Source organism: Klebsiella sp. CSG-1 (genome assembly GCF_056521145.1).
In genome coordinates this window covers 139613-156896 of the sequence record NZ_JBWNLD010000007.1, presented here as the reverse complement: position 1 = coordinate 156896, position 17284 = coordinate 139613, and the positions used below count along the sequence as shown (strand labels likewise).

The following is a 17284-nucleotide window of genomic DNA, read 5'->3' as shown; positions in this document are numbered from 1 at the left end:
TCTAAATTTGTTAATTGGTAGCTAAGCCACAAAATGGCGCATATTGTAACCCTAAATACCCCATCCAGAGAAGATTGGTTAACGCAACTTGCAGATGTTGTGACCAGTCCCGATGAACTGCTGCATCTTTTAAATGTAGACGCTGATGCGAACCTGCTGGCGGGACGCGAGGCAAAACGCCTCTTCGCCCTGCGCGTGCCGCGGGCATTTATCGCCCGTATGGAGCCGGGAAATCCCAACGATCCCCTGCTTCGTCAGGTACTTACCTCACAAGATGAGTTTATTTCAGCGCCGGGTTTTTCCACCGATCCGCTGGAGGAACAGCACAGCGTGGTACCCGGTCTGCTGCATAAATACCGCAACCGGGCGCTGCTGCTGGTCAAGGGCGGCTGCGCGGTAAATTGCCGCTATTGTTTCCGCAGACACTTCCCTTATGCCGAAAATCAAGGCAATAAGCGTAACTGGCAGGCGGCGCTGGAGTACATTGCCGCGCACCCGCAGCTCGATGAGATTATTTTTTCCGGCGGCGACCCGCTGATGGCGAAAGATCATGAGCTGGACTGGCTGCTCACTCAGCTGGAAGCGATCCCGCACATTAAGCGTCTGCGCATTCACAGCCGCCTGCCCGTCGTCATCCCGGCGCGGATTACCGATGCGCTGGCCGCACGCTTTGCCAGCTCATCGCTGCAGGTGCTGCTGGTCAATCATATCAACCACGCCAATGAGATTGATGCCGATTTCCGCGCTGCGATGGCGCGCTTGCGTCAAGCCGGTGTCACGCTGCTGAATCAAAGCGTTCTGCTGCGCGGCGTCAACGACAATGCGCACACGCTGGCCGCTCTGAGCAATGCCCTGTTCGATGCCGGCGTCATGCCTTATTACCTGCACGTGCTGGATAAAGTCCAGGGCGCGGCCCATTTTATGGTCGAAGATGAAGAGGCCCGCGCCATCATGCGTGAGCTGCTGACGCTGGTTTCAGGGTATATGGTGCCAAGACTGGCGCGGGAAATCGGCGGTGAGCCAAGTAAGACACCGCTGGATTTGGGCTTAAAACAACATTCGTGAAAAGGTCTGCCGGGGAAAAGCTGGCAGACCGCCGATTCACAGACTGACTGAACGCGTGGAGATCGCCCGGGCCCTCTGACCATCGACGGCAGAGGCCCGGAATCAAATCAGTTCGGGCACTTATAGACCTGGCCGTTCATTTCGCTATCGGTTGGCACAAAGCTCGACAGCAGATTCTGCGTCGGGCTGCTCACGCCATAAATCACGTTGCCGCCCATCGCCGCAGCCTGGTTGCGCAGCGCGTTAGCTGCGCCACGCATGGAGCCGCCTTCATCACCGTTCTGCCCGGACAGCCAGTTGCTCTGCTTGCCCGTCGCGGTCCCCAACAGCTGGCAATCCGCACCCGGCTTATCTTCAACAAAGCGTACGCTCTGTCCGCCTGAGCTCAGTTCGTTGCTGGAACTGCAACCCGCTAACAATAATGCTGCGCCGACAATCCCTGCTAAATATCTTACCTGCATGTTATTCCCCATGATCAATGAGCTGGACGCGCTGGCCCGGATGTACACCTTATACTAAAAAGATGAGAAAAAGAAAAACCCCCGAGCATTTCTGCCCGGGGGTTTCTTTGTTTCTAAGGGGTATAGCGCACGATTACATCATGCCGCCCATACCGCCCATGCCACCCATGCCGCCAGCAGCGCCTAAATCGGCTGCGTCGCTTTTCGGCAGGTCGGTCACCATGCACTCGGTGGTGATCATCAGACCAGCAACGGATGCAGCGTACTGCAGAGCAGAACGCGTCACTTTAGTCGGGTCCAGGATACCGAAGTCGATCATGTTGCCGTATTCTTCAGTTGCCGCGTTATAACCGTAGTTGCCTTCACCCGCTTTCACGTTGTTAGCAACAACAGACGGCTCTTCGCCGGCGTTAGACACGATCTGACGCAGCGGAGCTTCCATTGCGCGCAGCGCAACTTTGATACCGACGTTCTGATCTTCGTTCTGAGCGGTCAGGCCAGCCAGTTTAGCGGCAACGCGCACCAGCGCAACGCCACCACCGGCAACAACACCTTCTTCTACCGCAGCACGGGTTGCGTGCAGAGCATCGTCAACGCGCGCTTTTTTCTCTTTCATTTCAACTTCGGTCGCTGCACCGACTTTGATTACCGCAACGCCGCCAGCCAGTTTCGCTACGCGCTCCTGCAGTTTTTCACGGTCGTAGTCAGAGGTCGCTTCTTCGATCTGCTTACGGATCTGAGCAACGCGGCCCTGAATTGCGCCTTCTTCACCCACGCCATCGATGATGGTGGTGGTGTCTTTGTTGATCACAACGCGTTTCGCCTGACCCAGGTCTTCCAGCGTCGCTTTTTCCAGCTCCATACCAATCTCTTCAGAGATGACGGTACCGCCAGTCAGGGTAGCGATGTCCTGCAGCATAGCTTTACGACGGTCGCCGAAGCCCGGTGCTTTAACAGCAGCGACTTTCACGATACCGCGCATGGTGTTGACCACCAGAGTGGCCAGCGCTTCGCCTTCAACGTCTTCAGCGATGATAACCAGCGGTTTGCCTGCTTTCGCAACGGCTTCCAGAACCGGCAGCATTTCGCGGATGTTGGAGACTTTTTTGTCAGCCAGCAGGATGAACGGGCTTTCCAGTTCAACAGCGCCAGTTTCCGGCTTGTTGATGAAGTACGGGGAGAGGTAGCCACGGTCGAACTGCATACCTTCAACAACGTCCAGTTCGTCTTCCAGACCGGTACCGTCTTCAACGGTGATAACGCCTTCTTTACCGACTTTGTCCATCGCTTCCGCGATCAGTTTACCTACGGTTTCATCGGAGTTAGCGGAGATGGTACCAACCTGAGCGATAGCTTTAGAGTCGGAGCACGGTACGGAGAGCGTTTTCAGTTCTTCAACGGCAGCCACGACAGCTTTGTCGATACCGCGTTTCAGATCCATCGGGTTCATGCCAGCAGCAACGGCTTTCAGGCCTTCTGCGATGATAGCCTGAGCCAGTACGGTTGCGGTGGTGGTACCGTCACCTGCAGCGTCGTTCGCTTTAGAGGCAACTTCTTTCACCATCTGCGCGCCCATGTTTTCGAACTTGTCTTCCAGCTCGATTTCACGCGCTACGGAAACACCATCTTTGGTGATGGTCGGTGCACCGAAAGATTTATCCAGAACCACGTTACGGCCTTTCGGGCCCAGGGTCACTTTCACTGCATCTGCCAGTACGTTCACGCCGCGCAGCATTTTTACACGAGCGTCGTTACCGAATTTTACGTCTTTAGCTGCCATTTTTTCTATTCCTCAAATTCGTTCAGTTTCGCGCGCGAATTACGCTTCAACAATTGCCAGAATGTCGCTTTCAGACATGATCAGCACTTCTTCATTGTCGATTTTTTCAGATTTCACACCGTAGCCGTCGTTGAAAATAACGATGTCGCCAACTTTAACGTCCAGCGGCTGCACAGTTCCGTTTTCCAGGATGCGGCCCTTACCGACAGCGATGATTTCGCCACGAGTTGATTTGGCTGCCGCAGAACCGGTCAGAACGATGCCGCCTGCAGATTTGGTTTCAACTTCTTTACGTTTGACGATCACACGATCATGTAACGGACGAATACTCATTGATAGCTCTCCTTTGAGAAAGTCATTATCAGTTATGGGTGACACCGGCCCGTATACGGTTTTCCGGCTAGTGCCTGAGAGATGGGGGTGGGTTTTCGCGCTTCAAGGGGGAAAGTTAAAAAAAAATTTTTCCTCGTGCGCTGACGCACAGAAACAGATGCCGGTTTACCATCGTCATAAGCAAAAACGATTGTGATACCATCGATCTTTTGTCAGGGCAGGATGGCATCATGAGTGGTTTAAAACAGGAGTTAGGTCTGGCTCAGGGAGTGGGGCTGCTTTCTACGTCGCTACTCGGCACCGGCGTCTTTGCCGTTCCCGCTCTTGCCGCACTGGTGGCTGGAGATAACAGCCTGTGGGCCTGGCCCGCGCTCATTTTACTGGTCTTCCCGATCGCTATCGTCTTTGCCGTCCTTGGCCGTCACTTCCCCAGCGCGGGCGGCGTGGCACACTTCGTCAATATGGCATTTGGTTCCCATATGGAACGCGTCACCGGCTGGCTGTTCCTGTCGGTCATTCCGGTTGGGCTACCGGCGGCGCTGCATATCGCCACCGGCTTCGGCCAGGCGCTGTTTGGCTGGCACGACAGCCAGCTGCTGCTCGCGGAGCTGGGTACGCTGGCTATCATCTGGTGGGTCGGGTCGCGGGGCGCAAGCTCCAGCGCGAATCTACAAACGCTGGTAGCGGTTCTGATCGTCGCGCTGATCGTCGCTATCTGGTGGCGCGGCGGGATTAGCCCGGCGCAAATCCCCTTTCCGGCGCCGGCGGATATCGATCGCTCCCGCCTTTTTGCCGCCCTGTCGGTGATGTTCTGGTGTTTCGTCGGCCTTGAAGCCTTCGCCCATCTGGCATCGGAATTTAAACGCCCGGAGCGCGATTTCCCCCGTGCACTCATGATCGGCCTGCTGCTGGCGGGCTCCGTTTACTGGGCCTGTACCGTACTGGTCCTGCATTTTCACGCCTTCGGCAGCGATATGGCCGCCGCCGCATCGCTGCCCAATATCGTGGTGCGCCTGTTTGGCGTGCAGGCACTGTGGATCGCCTGCGTCATTGGCTATCTCGCCTGCTTCGCCAGCCTCAATATCTATATCCAGAGTTTTGCCCGTCTGGTCTGGTCGCAGGCGCAGTACAAGCCAGAAAGCTATCTCGCCCGCCTCTCGCCGCAGCAAATCCCACGCAATGCGCTCAACGTGGTGCTGGGCTGCTGTGTCATCAGCACGCTCGCCATCTACTGGCTGGATATCAACCTCGATGCGCTGATCGTCTATGCCAACGGCATCTTTATTATGATTTATCTGCTGTGCATGCTGGCGGGCTGCCGGTTACTGCGGGGGCGCTATCGGGTTCTGGCGTTCATCGGGAGCCTGCTCTGCCTGTTGTTACTGGCGATGGTCGGCTGGAAAAGCCTGTACGCTCTGCTGGTGATGGCGGCGCTGTGGCTGTGGCTACCAAAGCGCCGTCCGGCGGCGCTTCCCCACCATCATTGAGAATGAAACAGCCCATAAAAAAGCCGGATAGCGCAACGCATATCCGGCTCATCAGCTATATCACCGTATCAACCCGGCCTTGCCGGGCCTGAGGGGTTAGCGGTCGTCTTTATGATCCAGACGGTCGCGCTCTTCATCTTTGCGCTGGAACTCCCCGTCAAAGGTCTCACCGCCTCCGGTTCCCGCGCTAAAACCACCGCCGGGCATCCGGCTAAAGCGTAAGTGCGGCATCAGCTTCAGGGTCAGGTGTTTCTGTACCGGCGGCAGCAGAAGCAGCAGGCCGAGGAAATCGGTAAAGAACCCCGGCAGCAAGAGCAGCAGACCGGCGATAATCAGCGAGACGCTTTTAATCATTTCTGCCGCCGGGCTTTCACCAGCCGCCATTTTCTGCTGCATCAGCATAAAGTTTTTAAAGCCCTGGTTGCGCACCAGCGACATACCGACCACCGAGCTAAAGATCACCAGAATCAGCGTCAACAGAACGCCAAGCACGTGAGCCACCTGGATAAAGATCGATATCTCAATATAAACGTATAAAAAAATGGCAATAAACGGAATCCAACGCACTGGCGTCTCCTTCATTAGCGGGGTTCACTATCGGCCCCCGCAGTCATCGGTGTGCTTTTCGCATCACATCAATATTGGGCTCAAACAGCACATTTCAATCGGCAGAAGCGCTTATTTTTTCCAGGAACGGCAAAGCGGTGACTCATTTCACAGATTAATAATTCTTATACCCTTCTCGACATAATAAGTGATCAAGGTTGCTGACATTCGCTATCATCAGCATATGATCGTGGGCACCGGGCCGATTAAGGAAATAATCTTCGGCAAGAAAATGCGCAAAATCCCATAAATTCTGCGTATTTGGTGAATTCATTGGCAGCTTGAAAAAGAAGGTTCACATGTTAAACAACATTCGTATCGAAGAAGACCTGTTGGGTACCAGGGAAGTTCCAGCTGACGCCTACTATGGTGTTCATACTCTGAGAGCGATTGAAAACTTCTACATCAGCAATAGCAAAATCAGCGATATCCCCGAGTTCGTGCGCGGCATGGTGATGGTCAAAAAGGCCGCCGCGATGGCCAACAAGGAACTGCAAACCATTCCTAAAAGCGTCGCGAATACCATTATCGCCGCATGCGATGAAGTTCTGAATAACGGTAAATGCATGGACCAGTTCCCGGTTGATGTGTTCCAGGGCGGCGCAGGGACGTCCGTCAACATGAACACCAATGAAGTGCTGGCCAATATTGGCCTTGAGCTGATGGGCCATCAGAAAGGTGAATACCAGTATCTGAACCCGAACGACCACGTTAACAAATGCCAGTCCACCAACGATGCCTACCCGACCGGTTTCCGTATCGCGGTTTATGCGTCCCTGCTGAAATTAACCGACGCCATCAACCAGCTGGGTGACGGTTTCCAGAATAAAGCCGTCGAATTCCAGGATGTCCTGAAAATGGGTCGTACCCAGCTGCAGGACGCCGTGCCGATGACGCTCGGCCAGGAGTTTCACGCGTTTAATGTTCTGCTGAATGAAGAAATCAAAAGCATTCTGCGCACCGGAGAGCTGCTGCTCGAAGTTAACCTCGGCGCCACCGCCATCGGTACGCGCCTGAATACGCCGGATGGCTACCAGCAGCTGGCGGTACAAAAACTGGCGGAAGTCAGCGGCCTGCCGGTGATTCCGGCGGAAGATCTGATTGAAGCCACCTCCGACTGCGGTGCCTACGTGATGGTACACAGCTCGCTGAAGCGTCTGGCGGTGAAACTGTCCAAAATCTGTAACGACCTGCGCCTGCTCTCTTCCGGCCCGCGCGCGGGTCTGAACGAAATCAACCTGCCGGAGCTGCAGGCGGGTTCCTCGATCATGCCGGCGAAAGTTAACCCGGTCGTCCCGGAAGTGGTCAACCAGGTCTGCTTCAAGGTGATTGGCAACGACACCACGGTGACCATGGCCTCGGAAGCCGGTCAGCTGCAGCTGAACGTGATGGAGCCGGTTATTGGCCAGGCGATGTTTGAATCTATCCACATCCTGACTAACGCCTGCTACAACCTGCTGGAAAAATGCATTAACGGCATCACCGCCAATAAAGCGGTGTGCGAAGGCTATGTATATAACTCCATCGGTATCGTCACCTACCTCAACCCGTTTATCGGCCACCACAATGGCGATATTGTCGGCAAGATTTGCGCCGAAACCGGCAAGAGCGTAAGGGAGGTTGTCCTGGAGCGTGGATTACTGACCGAAGCGGAGCTGGACGATATTTTCTCTCCACAAAACCTGATGCATCCGGCCTATAAAGCGAAGCGTTATACCGATGAAAGCGAACAGTAAGCTTTCAGGTTAAACTAGCCAAAGGCATGTCAGCAATGACATGCCTTTTTTGCTTTTTTAGGTTTACTAAATCACAACAATTCAATATCAACTTGTTAAAAAACAAGGAAGGCGTATATGTTTGGTGCAGAACTCGTGATTGTCCTGCTGGCGATTTACCTGGGGGCCAGGCTCGGCGGTATCGGCATCGGCTTTGCCGGTGGTCTGGGCGTCCTCGTCCTGACGCTCCTCTTTCAAATCAAACCTGGCGCGATCCCCTTCGACGTCATTGAAATCATCATGGCGGTTATCGCCGCTATTGCCGCCATGCAGGTGGCCGGAGGCATGGATTATCTGGTCAGTCTTGCCGAGCGTATGCTCAGACGCCATCCGAAATACATTACCTTCCTTGCTCCGTTGGTCACCTGGTTTATGACCGTCCTGGCGGGAACGGGTCATACCGCGTTCTCTACCCTGCCGGTGATTACCGAGGTTGCGAAGGAGCAGGGCATTCGCCCGTCCCGCCCGCTGTCTATCGCCGTCGTCGCCTCGCAGATTGCCATTACCGCCTCGCCGATTTCCGCTGCGGTGGTCTTTTTTGCCGGGATCCTCGAACCTCTGGGCGTGAGCTATCTGACGCTGCTGGCCATCTGTATTCCGGTGACGCTGATTGCGGTAATGATCACGGCGGTTGTCTGTAACTTCCTCGGCTGCGAACTGAAAGACGACCCGATTTATCAGGAGCGTCTGGCAAAAGGTGAAGTGAAGCTGCGCGGGAGCCAGGTTTTCGAGCTGAAGCCGCATGCAAAACGTTCGGTGCTGCTGTTTCTGATCGGCATCGTGGCGGTCATGTTCTACGCCACCGCCATCAGCGATACCGTCGGGCTGATTCAGAACCCGGTGCTGCCGCGTAACGAAGCGATCGTAGTGTTCATGCTGACCATCGCCACGCTGATTAGCGTCACCTGCAAAATCGACACCAGCGAAGTGCTCAACGCCAGCACCTTTAAATCCGGGATGAGCGCCTGCGTCTGTGTCCTGGGCGTCGCCTGGCTGGGCGATACCTTCGTCAAAGCGCATATCACCGACATCCAGACCGTAGCCGGCGACCTGCTGCACAACTATCCGTGGCTGCTGGCGGTGGTGCTGTTCTTCGCCGCGACCCTGCTCTACTCCCAGGCCGCGACCACCAAAGCGCTGATGCCGGCTGCGCTGCTGCTTGGCGTCACCCCGCTGACCGCCATCGCCTCGTTTGCTGCCGTCTCCGCGCTGTTCGTGCTGCCGACCTATCCTACGCTGCTGGCGGCGGTCGAAATGGACGACACCGGGTCAACGCGTATCGGCAAGTATGTCTTTAACCATGCGTTCTTGATCCCAGGGGTGATTGCCATCACCCTGTGCGTCATTCTGGGGTTCATCATTGGCGGCATCATGCTGTAAATCTGCTTAAATTCGGGCCAGTTTCTGGCCCGTTTCATTATTCCCCTCATCGTGCGTGCTATAGTGCCTCTTTTCGCTGATACGAGGTTCACGATGACTACGCCTGATGCTGTTGTTGTTCTCTGTACCGCGCCGGATGAAGCCACTGCCCAGGATCTGGCGGCCAAAGTGCTGGCCGAAAAGCTCGCCGCCTGTGCCACGCTCCTGCCTGGAGCGACATCGCTCTACTACTGGGAAGGCAAGCTGGAGCAGGAGTATGAAGTGCAAATGCTGCTGAAAACCGACCGGGCTCACCAGCAGGCGTTACTGGATTGCCTGAAGTCCCATCACCCGTATCAAACCCCCGAATTACTGGTTTTACCCGTCACTCACGGAGACACTGATTACCTCTCATGGCTCAACGCATCATTACGCTGATTCTGCTGCTCTGCAGCACATCCGCTTTCGCCGGCTTATTTGACGCCCCCGGGCGTTCTGACTTTGTTCCCGCAGACCAGGCTTTTGCCTTTGATTTCCAGCAGAGTCAGCGGGACCTCAACCTGACCTGGCAAATCAAAGAGGGTTACTATCTCTACCGCCAGCAGATCAAACTGACGCCGGCGAATGCCACCCTCGCCGCGCCGACGCTACCGCCCGGCACCTGGCATGAAGATGAGTTTTACGGCAAAAGTGAGATTTACCGCCAGCGGCTGACCATCCCGGTGACGCTGAGCCAGGCGGAAAAAGGGGCAACGCTCACCGTGACATATCAGGGCTGCGCCGACGCGGGCTTTTGCTATCCGCCGGAGACGAAAGTGGTGCCGCTTCGCACGGTACTGGCCGCCTCCGGCAGCGAGTCGGTCCCCGCCCATCCGGCGCTCCCCGCGTCCGGACAACCCAAATTTAATCCGCCGCTGCCGGTGGAAAAGCGTCCTGAGCTGGCCTCGCAACCCGAGCAGCCTGTCCAACAAGAGAAGAGCGACGCCGGCGATAATGCGCCAGCCAGCCTGCCCTTCTCCGCGCTATGGGCGCTGCTGATAGGTATCGGTATCGCCTTCACGCCGTGCGTGCTGCCGATGTATCCGCTGATCTCGGGTATTGTCCTCGGCGGCAAACAGCGGCTCTCTACCGGACGAGCGCTGCTGCTGGCGTTTATCTACGTGCAGGGGATGGCGCTGACCTATACCGCGCTGGGGCTGGTGGTCGCCGCCGCCGGTTTGCAGTTTCAGGCGGCGTTGCAGCATCCGTACGTACTGATTGCCCTGTCTGCGGTCTTTATCCTGCTGGCGCTGTCGATGTTTGGTCTGTTCACGCTGCAGCTGCCCTCATCGCTGCAAACCCGCCTGACGCTGATGAGCAACAAACGCCAGGGTGGTTCACCCGGCGGCGTCTTTGCGATGGGAGCCATTGCCGGGCTGATCTGTTCGCCCTGCACCACCGCGCCGCTGAGCGCCATCCTGCTGTATATTGCCCAGAGCGGCAACCTGTGGCTCGGCGGCGGTACGCTGTATTTGTATGCGCTGGGCATGGGGCTGCCGTTGATCCTCGTCACCGTATTTGGCAACCGTCTGCTGCCGAAGAGCGGCCCGTGGATGAGCCATGTGAAGACCGCGTTCGGGTTTGTGATCCTGGCGCTGCCGGTTTTTTTGCTGGAGCGTATCGTCGGCGAACCCTGGGGCCTGCGCCTGTGGTCTCTGCTGGGCGTGGCCTTCTTTAGCTGGGCTTTTATTACCGCGCTCGGCGCATCCCGCCCCTGGCTGCGCCTCGTGCAAATCATTCTGCTCGGTGCGGCGCTGGTCAGCGCGCGTCCGCTGCAGGACTGGGCTTTTGGCGAGCCGGTAGCCCGGCAGCAGTCACATCTGGCCTTTACGCGGGTCGCTAACATCGCAGAGCTCGACCAGGCGCTGGCGCAGGCAAAGGGTAAACCGGTTATGCTCGACCTGTACGCCGACTGGTGCGTCGCCTGCAAAGAGTTTGAAAAATACACCTTTAGCTCGACCGAAGTACAACAGGCCCTGAAAGAGACCGTTCTGTTGCAGATAGACGTGACCAAGAACAGCGCCGAGGATGTGGCACTGCTGAAACACCTGAAGGTGCTCGGCTTGCCGACCATTCTGTTCTTTAATGCGCAGGGCGAAGAGCAGCCCGCGCAGCGCGTCACCGGCTTTATGGATGCGGCGACATTCAGCGCCCATTTGCACGATTGGCAACCGTGAACGACACTTTAGGAGGAAAAATGGAGGAGAAGACCGTGCAACGTGAAGATGTCCTGGGTGAAGCCATACAAATTCTCGAAATTGAAGGTATTGCCAACACCACGCTGGAAATGGTCGCCGAACGCGTCTCTTACCCGCTCGCTGACCTCAAACGTTTCTGGCCCGATCGTGAAGCGCTGCTGTACGATGCGCTGCGTTACCTCAGTCATCAGGTTGATGCCTGGCGCCGTCAGCTGCTGCTCGATGACACGCTCACGCCGGAGCAAAAGCTGCTGGCGCGCTACGGCGCATTAACCCAATGCGTGAGCAACCATCGCTATCCCGGCTGCCTGTTTATCGCCGCCTGCACCTTTTATCCGGACGCCCAGCACCCTATCCATCAGCTGGCGGAACAACAAAAGCAGGCGTCTCTGGCCAATACCCACGAACTGCTGACCCAGCTGGAAGTGGACGACCCGGCGATGGTGGCCAAACAGATGGAGCTGATTGTCGAAGGCTGCCTGAGCCGTCTGCTGATAAAACGCAGCCAGGCGGATGTCGATACCGCCCAGCGTCTGGCGGAAGATATTCTGCGTTTTGCCCAATGTCGTGCGGGTGGCGCATTAACCTGATTGTGCCTTTCCCGATGCGAATCCGCATATCTCTCCCCCACAAGAGGACGCGTCAGGGCAACCGCGTCCCCGCCCTCTGACCGGCCGTAGGTAATTGAGTGCCGTACGGGTTGTCAACAGAGATGCAACTTGGAGTGCGAAGGGTATAATTCCCCCTACATCGATATGTCTACAGGGATTTATATGCGTCCTCTCCTATGGGCTGCCATCATGGGGCTATGCCCTGCATCGCTCCTGGCCGCGCCTGTTCAGGGTTTTTCTTTCGCGCATAAAGACTGGGAAGTCGCCTGCGATAACACCGGCACCTGTCGGGCCGCAGGTTATGGTGTCAACATGGGAGAAATCAGCGTCCTGTTGACCCGTAATGCGGGCGCCGGACAGCGCGTAAGCGCTCAGGTGACCTTCGCCCAGACCGATCATGATATTCCCCAGGACGCCACGGTTAACCTGCTGATCGACAATCAGGATCGCGGTACGCTTGAGGCCAAAGACGACAGCCATTTTCGCTTCGATAGCAGCCAGACCGCCGCCCTGATTCAGGCGCTGGAGCATGACAATCACATCGAGATTGCCCTTAACGGCCAGCGTAAACCGCTCTCCAGCGCGGGCAGCAGTGCGGTGTTTCTGAAGATTGATGAGTTTCAGCAGCGCCTGGGCAGCGCAGATGCGCTGGTGCGAAAAGGCGATGCCGACGATGACAACACGCTCAGCGCCGTTCCGGCTCCGGAAATTATCGCCGCCCCGACGATCCGCAACGCCCAGAGCGAACCGCTGACGGCAAAGCAGCGGCAGAAGCTGCTGCCAGCGCTGACCCCGTTGCTGAACAGCCGCTGTGATGACTGGCAAAATAAAGATATTCCGTCGCAGGAGCGGCAGATCACCGCAACCCCTCTCGATAAAACCCATTCGCTAATCGAGGCCCTGTGCTGGCGTGCCGCATATAACGACGGCTACGCCATGTGGGTGGTGGAGAATACCCCTCTCGCCAAACCACAGCTGATCGCCACCGATGCATCCAGCTATGCCGATGGCGTAATCACCTTTTTCATGAAAGGGCGCGGCATCGCCGACTGCGTCAACGGCGAGGAGCGGGTCTGGGACGGCAGAACCTTCGTGCAGAGTCTGAAATACACGACCGGTATGTGTCGTGAAATCACCCCTGGCGGCACCTGGATGCTGCCCACGTTCGTCAGTCAGGTGCGGCCAAAACAGCAGAAGGACGCCGATAATCTGGCGCTCAAGGCGCTGTATAACGCCGTGCTGAAAGAGCAAAAGAGCGACCCGGAACTGGCGTTGAAAAAGGTTGCCGCGCAGTTCCCGCTCACCGGGCACGTCACGAACTTTACCCTGACCTACGCGGACGACTCTCTGGTATCGACCAACAAACCCGCGGTCGATATCAGCGACGATGAGTGGCAGGCTTTTCTGCACTCCGATATCAGCGCTGACTCAGAAAACGGCAAGGTCAGCTTCACGCTGGTCGATCTTGATAACGACGGTAAGCGCGATTTAATCATCGACAGCTATATCGGCGGGACCGGGCTCTTCAGCTACACCGGCGTGCTGAGGCGGGGGGATAATACGTTTGATACCGTCGATAATAGCGATACCGATGACGACGATGATTTTGACGCTGGCGTACCCGGGGCGCTGTTTTCCCTCAACGGCCGCGGCGCCAATCAGTGGAACCAGTGGGTCAGAATCAACGGCCAGGTGTATGCGCTGTGGTACAACGGCCAGTTCGGCGAAGACAACCTGTATCTGCTGCGCCCCTTCAGCCCGACGGACAGAAGCCCTGCCGTGACGATCCGCTATCGCTACAGGCTGGAGACGCTAAGTTCACCGGAAAAAGGCCAGCCGCTGACGCCGGCACTGACGGCACAGGAGCGCGACGATTTACTCAAATCGCTGGACCTGATGCAAAGCAACCTGCTGAAAGATAAAAAAGATCACGCGGAAGATGGCCCCATCTGCCCTATCCCACCCGGTACCTCATCAGAGGAAGCGGATAATTACTACAGCGGCGTCGCCTCTTACTACGTCTATGAAACGGTGGCCTATATCCCCGTCTGGCTCGGTGGAAAATGCTTCATTGGCACCGTTATCAGCCATCATGGCGCCTACCGCCACGGCGTCGATGCGGAAATTATGATCGGCTCGCCGCGAGAAGACGAAGACCTCATTGGCGGCTACTCCGTATCCGGGTTGCGCCGCGTTATCTCTGCCGTCAGCGGCTGGAAAATCCGCGAAGGTGACAACGGGATGATGTGATGAACCCGTAAAAGGTCCCTTTCGCGGCAAAACTGCCGCAAAGTTAAGCAATCAGCAGGGAAATCAAGAAATTTGGTTGACGCACAGGATGGATTACGGTTTAATGCGCCCCGTTGCCCGGATAGCTCAGTCGGTAGAGCAGGGGATTGAAAATCCCCGTGTCCTTGGTTCGATTCCGAGTCCGGGCACCAAAATTCATATTAACGGACCTCTACGGAGGTCCGTTTTTGCATTCTAAGCCCGCAGAAATCAACACTTCTACAATATCTTAACTCCACCCAACTCAATCAACTTCACCCCACAGCAAATCCCTTACGAGGGTACAACTGCGGGTATCGTCTGATTCGATAAAATTTATCCCCCTTTTACTCTCAGGAGCCCCCCCACCCTTGGCGCTCGATGGCGCTAAAATCCGTGCAGCTAAATCGGATGAAAAAGCTTATCAACTGGCCGACAGTGGCAACATATTTTTGCTCGTTCGCCCTAATGGCTCCCGCCACTGGCGATTGCGCTAGCGCTTTCCGGGCCCAGCGAAAACGCTCACCCTGGGTTTTATATTGATTCATTTATTTGATAAATATAATTTTTCTTCTCATCCCCTCTTCACACTTTAATAAATTTTATCTCTGCGTATTGCAAATTAAATCGCCAGCCATATAATTGAGTGAGTAGTCAGTCATTTAATTAATGGCCATGACAAACGCAGCAACTCACCGCCAGGCCATGCGCCGAGCTTATCAACCGAGGATACAAAGATGACGTCTAAAACTGAAAAGTGGTTTATTACCGGAGCATCCGGTGGCCTGGGTCTGGCGCTGACCCGTCGTGTGCTGGAGGCGGGGAATACCGTCGTGGCCGCGGTGCGTAACCCCGCCGCGCTGGCCGAACTGCAGCAGCAGTTTGCCGGACAGCTTATCACCGAGAAACTGGATGTGACCGATTATGCCCGCCTGCCTGCTATCGCGAAAAAGCACGCCGATAGCGATGTCATCGTTAACAACGCCGGCGGGGCGATAATCGGGGCGATGGAAGAGTTCACCGAACAGGAAATTGAGCACCAGTTTGCCCTGAACCTGCTCTCCCCGGTACATATTACCCGCGCATTCCTGCCAGCATTGCGCGCTAAAAAACAAGGACGGCTGATCTATATCACCAGCATGGGCGGCCGCGTCGCTTTCCCTGGTGGTGCGTTCTATCATGCCGCGAAATATGGACTTGAAGGGTTTGCTGAAAGCACGGCGCAGGAAGTGGCGGAGTTCAATATCAAGGTGCAAATCATTGAGCCCGGCTCCATTAAAACGAACTTCCAGGCGAATGTGCGCTGGACTGAAGAATCCGACGCCTACAAAAACGGTACCGTGGGCCAACTGCGTCGCTGGATTGCCGAACACGGCGAAGAGAGTAACGCAGGTGACCCGCAAAAAATGGCTGATGCCATCTATACCTTGAGTCAGCAGGCAGAGCCACCGCTGAGAACCGTGCTGGGTGCCGATGCTTTCCAAATCCTTAAAGGCAGCTATGAGAAGAGCCTGCAGTCGCTGGAGGAGCAAAAAGCGGTGTCCGTCTCCGTGGTCATCGAAGGTAAAACCGGGTTTATTCCCGAGTAATATTTTTCCCCGTTGTTTGTCTGCGCGGGAGCAAAGCCGAAAATCCATCGGCTAAATCCATTACACTAGGCGGAGATGGTACTAACCCCGGAGACGCTGGAATGGCAAGACCCCTAAGTCCGCAAAAACAGGCGGCACTTCTGGAGGCCGCGGTGGCGATTGTTGCGCAGAGCGGTTTGTCGGCTACAACGGCCAGCATTGCTAAACGCGCGGAAGTAGCGGTAGGCACGTTGTTTACCTACTTCCCCACCAAAGAGCAGCTGCTGAACGAAGTCTATTTAATGCTGAAGCAGGATATGTCTGACCTGCTGGTGACCGGCTACCCGAAAGACGCCGATTTTCGCACGCAGATAATGCATATCTGGCGAGCCTACACGGAATGGTCGCTGAAAAATCCGGATGGAAAGCAGGTGCTCAGGCTGCTGACGGTGTCAGATCTACTTACGCCGGAGACGCTCGCCAGGACGCCGGAGGCGCTGAATCAGGTGGATAAGATGTTTGATGAGGCAATCAAGCAGTCACTCTTCGCCACCGATTGCAAAACGTTTATCTATGCCATTATTCAAAATATCGCTGATGCCACCAGCGAGCAAATTGTTCGGCATCCGGAAGAGAAAGATAAATTGCTGCAGCTTGGTTTTACTATGATGTGGCGCGCTATTACGGTTTAAACGTAAATAGTCCGCTCGTTCCCTGAATATAACTTAAAGAGTCGGTAGTTTATTTACTACCTGCTCTTTACTGCACTTTTTTTTAAAATTTCAGAGTCATTAAATATGAAGATTCAAACACAGTTTAATTTTAATAGTACTGCCAATGAAGTTATTAAAGGTCAGGATCTCAGCGATAAGCGTGCCGTGGTGACCGGTGCGGCATCAGGCATCGGTCTGGAAACAGCAAGGGCGCTGGCTGGCGCAGGCGCTGAGGTTACGCTGGCGGTAAGGAATATAGAGGCAGGCAGGCAGGCCGCTGAAGATATTATTCGCAGCACCGGCAATAAAAATATCCATGTTGCTTATTTGGATCTCACTGACAGAAATTCTATTGCCGAATTTACTTCTTCGTGGTCCGGTGCTCTGCATATTCTAATTAATAACGCGGGCGTAATGGCCATGCCGGAAACCCGAACCCGGGAAGGTTGGGAAGCGCAATTTGCTACCAACTACCTTGGCCATTTTGCTTTAACCAAAGGGCTATATGGGGCGCTGAAAAAAGCGGGCGGCGCAAGGGTCGTCGTCGTGAGCTCCAGCGGCCATCACTTTAGTCCAGTGGTGTTCGACGATATTCACTACCATATTCGTCCTTACGATCCGTGGACGGCTTATGGTCAGTCGAAAACGGCGATGGTGCTGTTCGCCGTGGAAGCTTCCCGTCGCTGGAAGGAGGAGGGCATTTTCGTTAACGCGGTAATGCCCGGCGCGATTAAATCAAACCTGCAGCGGTACTCGGGAGAGTTACCGGTACCGGAGCACTTGTGGAAAAGCGCCCAGCAGGGAGCCGCCACGTCAATTGCGGTCGCAACGCTACCTGAACTGGAGGGCGTTGGCGGGCGCTATTTCGCCGATTGTAACGAGGCAGAGCTGATTACGCGTACCAGCGGAGACCGCATGACCGAGTTTTCAGTGGTTGCGGGTTGGGCGCTGGATAAAGCCAACGCGTCGCGCCTGTGGGATCTGACGGAAGATCTACTAAATTGATACCAGACGGGCCTCC

General features: G+C 55.7%; 15 protein-coding genes, 1 tRNA gene and 1 pseudogene. 13 read left to right on the top strand and 4 right to left on the bottom strand.

Annotated features, from left to right (window positions below):
- Positions 1 to 33 precede the first annotated feature (33 nt).
- Positions 34 to 1065, top strand: a complete 1032-nt coding sequence (gene epmB / locus AC007G_RS18045) for an EF-P beta-lysylation protein EpmB (RefSeq protein WP_004856965.1) — start codon at positions 34 to 36, stop codon at positions 1063 to 1065.
- A gap of 107 nt (positions 1066 to 1172) precedes the next feature.
- Here epmB and AC007G_RS18040 read toward each other — a convergent pair whose 3' ends face one another.
- The 3 genes from AC007G_RS18040 to AC007G_RS18030 all read right to left on the bottom strand — a co-directional run bounded on the left by AC007G_RS18040 (position 1173) and on the right by AC007G_RS18030 (position 3639).
- Positions 1173 to 1526: a DUF4156 domain-containing protein gene (locus tag AC007G_RS18040; RefSeq protein WP_004856962.1), complete on the bottom strand. Its 354-nt coding sequence runs from the start codon at positions 1524 to 1526 to the stop codon at positions 1173 to 1175.
- Between the two features lie 133 nt (positions 1527 to 1659).
- Entirely contained in the window at positions 1660 to 3306 is a 1647-nt protein-coding gene (gene groL / locus AC007G_RS18035; protein WP_004856960.1) for a chaperonin GroEL, read from the bottom strand.
- Between the two features lie 39 nt (positions 3307 to 3345).
- A complete protein-coding gene (locus tag AC007G_RS18030) occupies positions 3346 to 3639 on the bottom strand; it encodes a co-chaperone GroES (RefSeq protein ID WP_003855929.1) in 294 nt (97 codons plus the stop codon).
- Positions 3640 to 3869: 230 nt separating this feature from the next.
- Between AC007G_RS18030 and yjeH the strand changes: the two genes are divergently transcribed.
- On the top strand, positions 3870 to 5126 hold the full coding sequence (yjeH, locus tag AC007G_RS18025; protein ID WP_032697139.1) for an L-methionine/branched-chain amino acid transporter: 1257 nt from the start codon (positions 3870 to 3872) through the stop codon (positions 5124 to 5126).
- Between the two features lie 96 nt (positions 5127 to 5222).
- Here the strand turns inward: yjeH and AC007G_RS18020 are convergent, their stop codons facing one another.
- Positions 5223 to 5693, bottom strand: a complete 471-nt coding sequence (locus AC007G_RS18020; protein ID WP_032689856.1) for an FxsA family protein — start codon at positions 5691 to 5693, stop codon at positions 5223 to 5225.
- A gap of 338 nt (positions 5694 to 6031) precedes the next feature.
- Here AC007G_RS18020 and aspA point away from each other — a divergent pair, with 338 nt between their 5' ends.
- The 11 genes and pseudogenes from aspA to AC007G_RS17965 all read left to right on the top strand — a co-directional run bounded on the left by aspA (position 6032) and on the right by AC007G_RS17965 (position 17268).
- Positions 6032 to 7468: an aspartate ammonia-lyase gene (gene aspA / locus AC007G_RS18015; protein WP_032689857.1), complete on the top strand. Its 1437-nt coding sequence runs from the start codon at positions 6032 to 6034 to the stop codon at positions 7466 to 7468.
- A gap of 117 nt (positions 7469 to 7585) precedes the next feature.
- The gene (locus tag AC007G_RS18010) at positions 7586 to 8887 is read left to right on the top strand and encodes an anaerobic C4-dicarboxylate transporter (RefSeq protein ID WP_004856943.1); all 1302 of its coding nucleotides are present in this window, start codon (positions 7586 to 7588) and stop codon (positions 8885 to 8887) included.
- A 93-nt stretch (positions 8888 to 8980) separates the two neighbouring features.
- A complete protein-coding gene (gene cutA / locus AC007G_RS18005) occupies positions 8981 to 9304 on the top strand; it encodes a divalent cation tolerance protein CutA (protein ID WP_004856939.1) in 324 nt (107 codons plus the stop codon).
- Positions 9280 to 11082: a protein-disulfide reductase DsbD gene (locus tag AC007G_RS18000; RefSeq protein ID WP_142630555.1), complete on the top strand. Its 1803-nt coding sequence runs from the start codon at positions 9280 to 9282 to the stop codon at positions 11080 to 11082. The genes cutA and AC007G_RS18000 overlap by 25 nt, the downstream gene beginning before the upstream one ends.
- Before the next feature lie 35 nt (positions 11083 to 11117).
- Positions 11118 to 11693, top strand: coding sequence for a transcriptional regulator (locus tag AC007G_RS17995; RefSeq protein WP_015585335.1), 576 nt, complete (start codon positions 11118 to 11120; stop codon positions 11691 to 11693).
- Between the two features lie 183 nt (positions 11694 to 11876).
- Positions 11877 to 13964: a DUF1176 domain-containing protein gene (locus AC007G_RS17990; protein WP_049267380.1), complete on the top strand. Its 2088-nt coding sequence runs from the start codon at positions 11877 to 11879 to the stop codon at positions 13962 to 13964.
- 115 nt (positions 13965 to 14079) lie between these two features.
- Positions 14080 to 14155 (top strand) — tRNA-Phe (locus AC007G_RS17985).
- A gap of 198 nt (positions 14156 to 14353) precedes the next feature.
- Positions 14354 to 14476 (top strand): annotated as a pseudogene (locus AC007G_RS17980) (Arm DNA-binding domain-containing protein); the annotation flags it as partial.
- Between the two features lie 243 nt (positions 14477 to 14719).
- On the top strand, positions 14720 to 15571 hold the full coding sequence (locus AC007G_RS17975; RefSeq protein WP_032697136.1) for an SDR family NAD(P)-dependent oxidoreductase: 852 nt from the start codon (positions 14720 to 14722) through the stop codon (positions 15569 to 15571).
- A 101-nt stretch (positions 15572 to 15672) separates the two neighbouring features.
- On the top strand, positions 15673 to 16242 hold the full coding sequence (locus AC007G_RS17970; protein WP_046853227.1) for a TetR/AcrR family transcriptional regulator: 570 nt from the start codon (positions 15673 to 15675) through the stop codon (positions 16240 to 16242).
- Positions 16243 to 16347: 105 nt separating this feature from the next.
- On the top strand, positions 16348 to 17268 hold the full coding sequence (locus AC007G_RS17965; RefSeq protein WP_064384634.1) for an SDR family NAD(P)-dependent oxidoreductase: 921 nt from the start codon (positions 16348 to 16350) through the stop codon (positions 17266 to 17268).
- Positions 17269 to 17284: the final 16 nt, after the last annotated feature.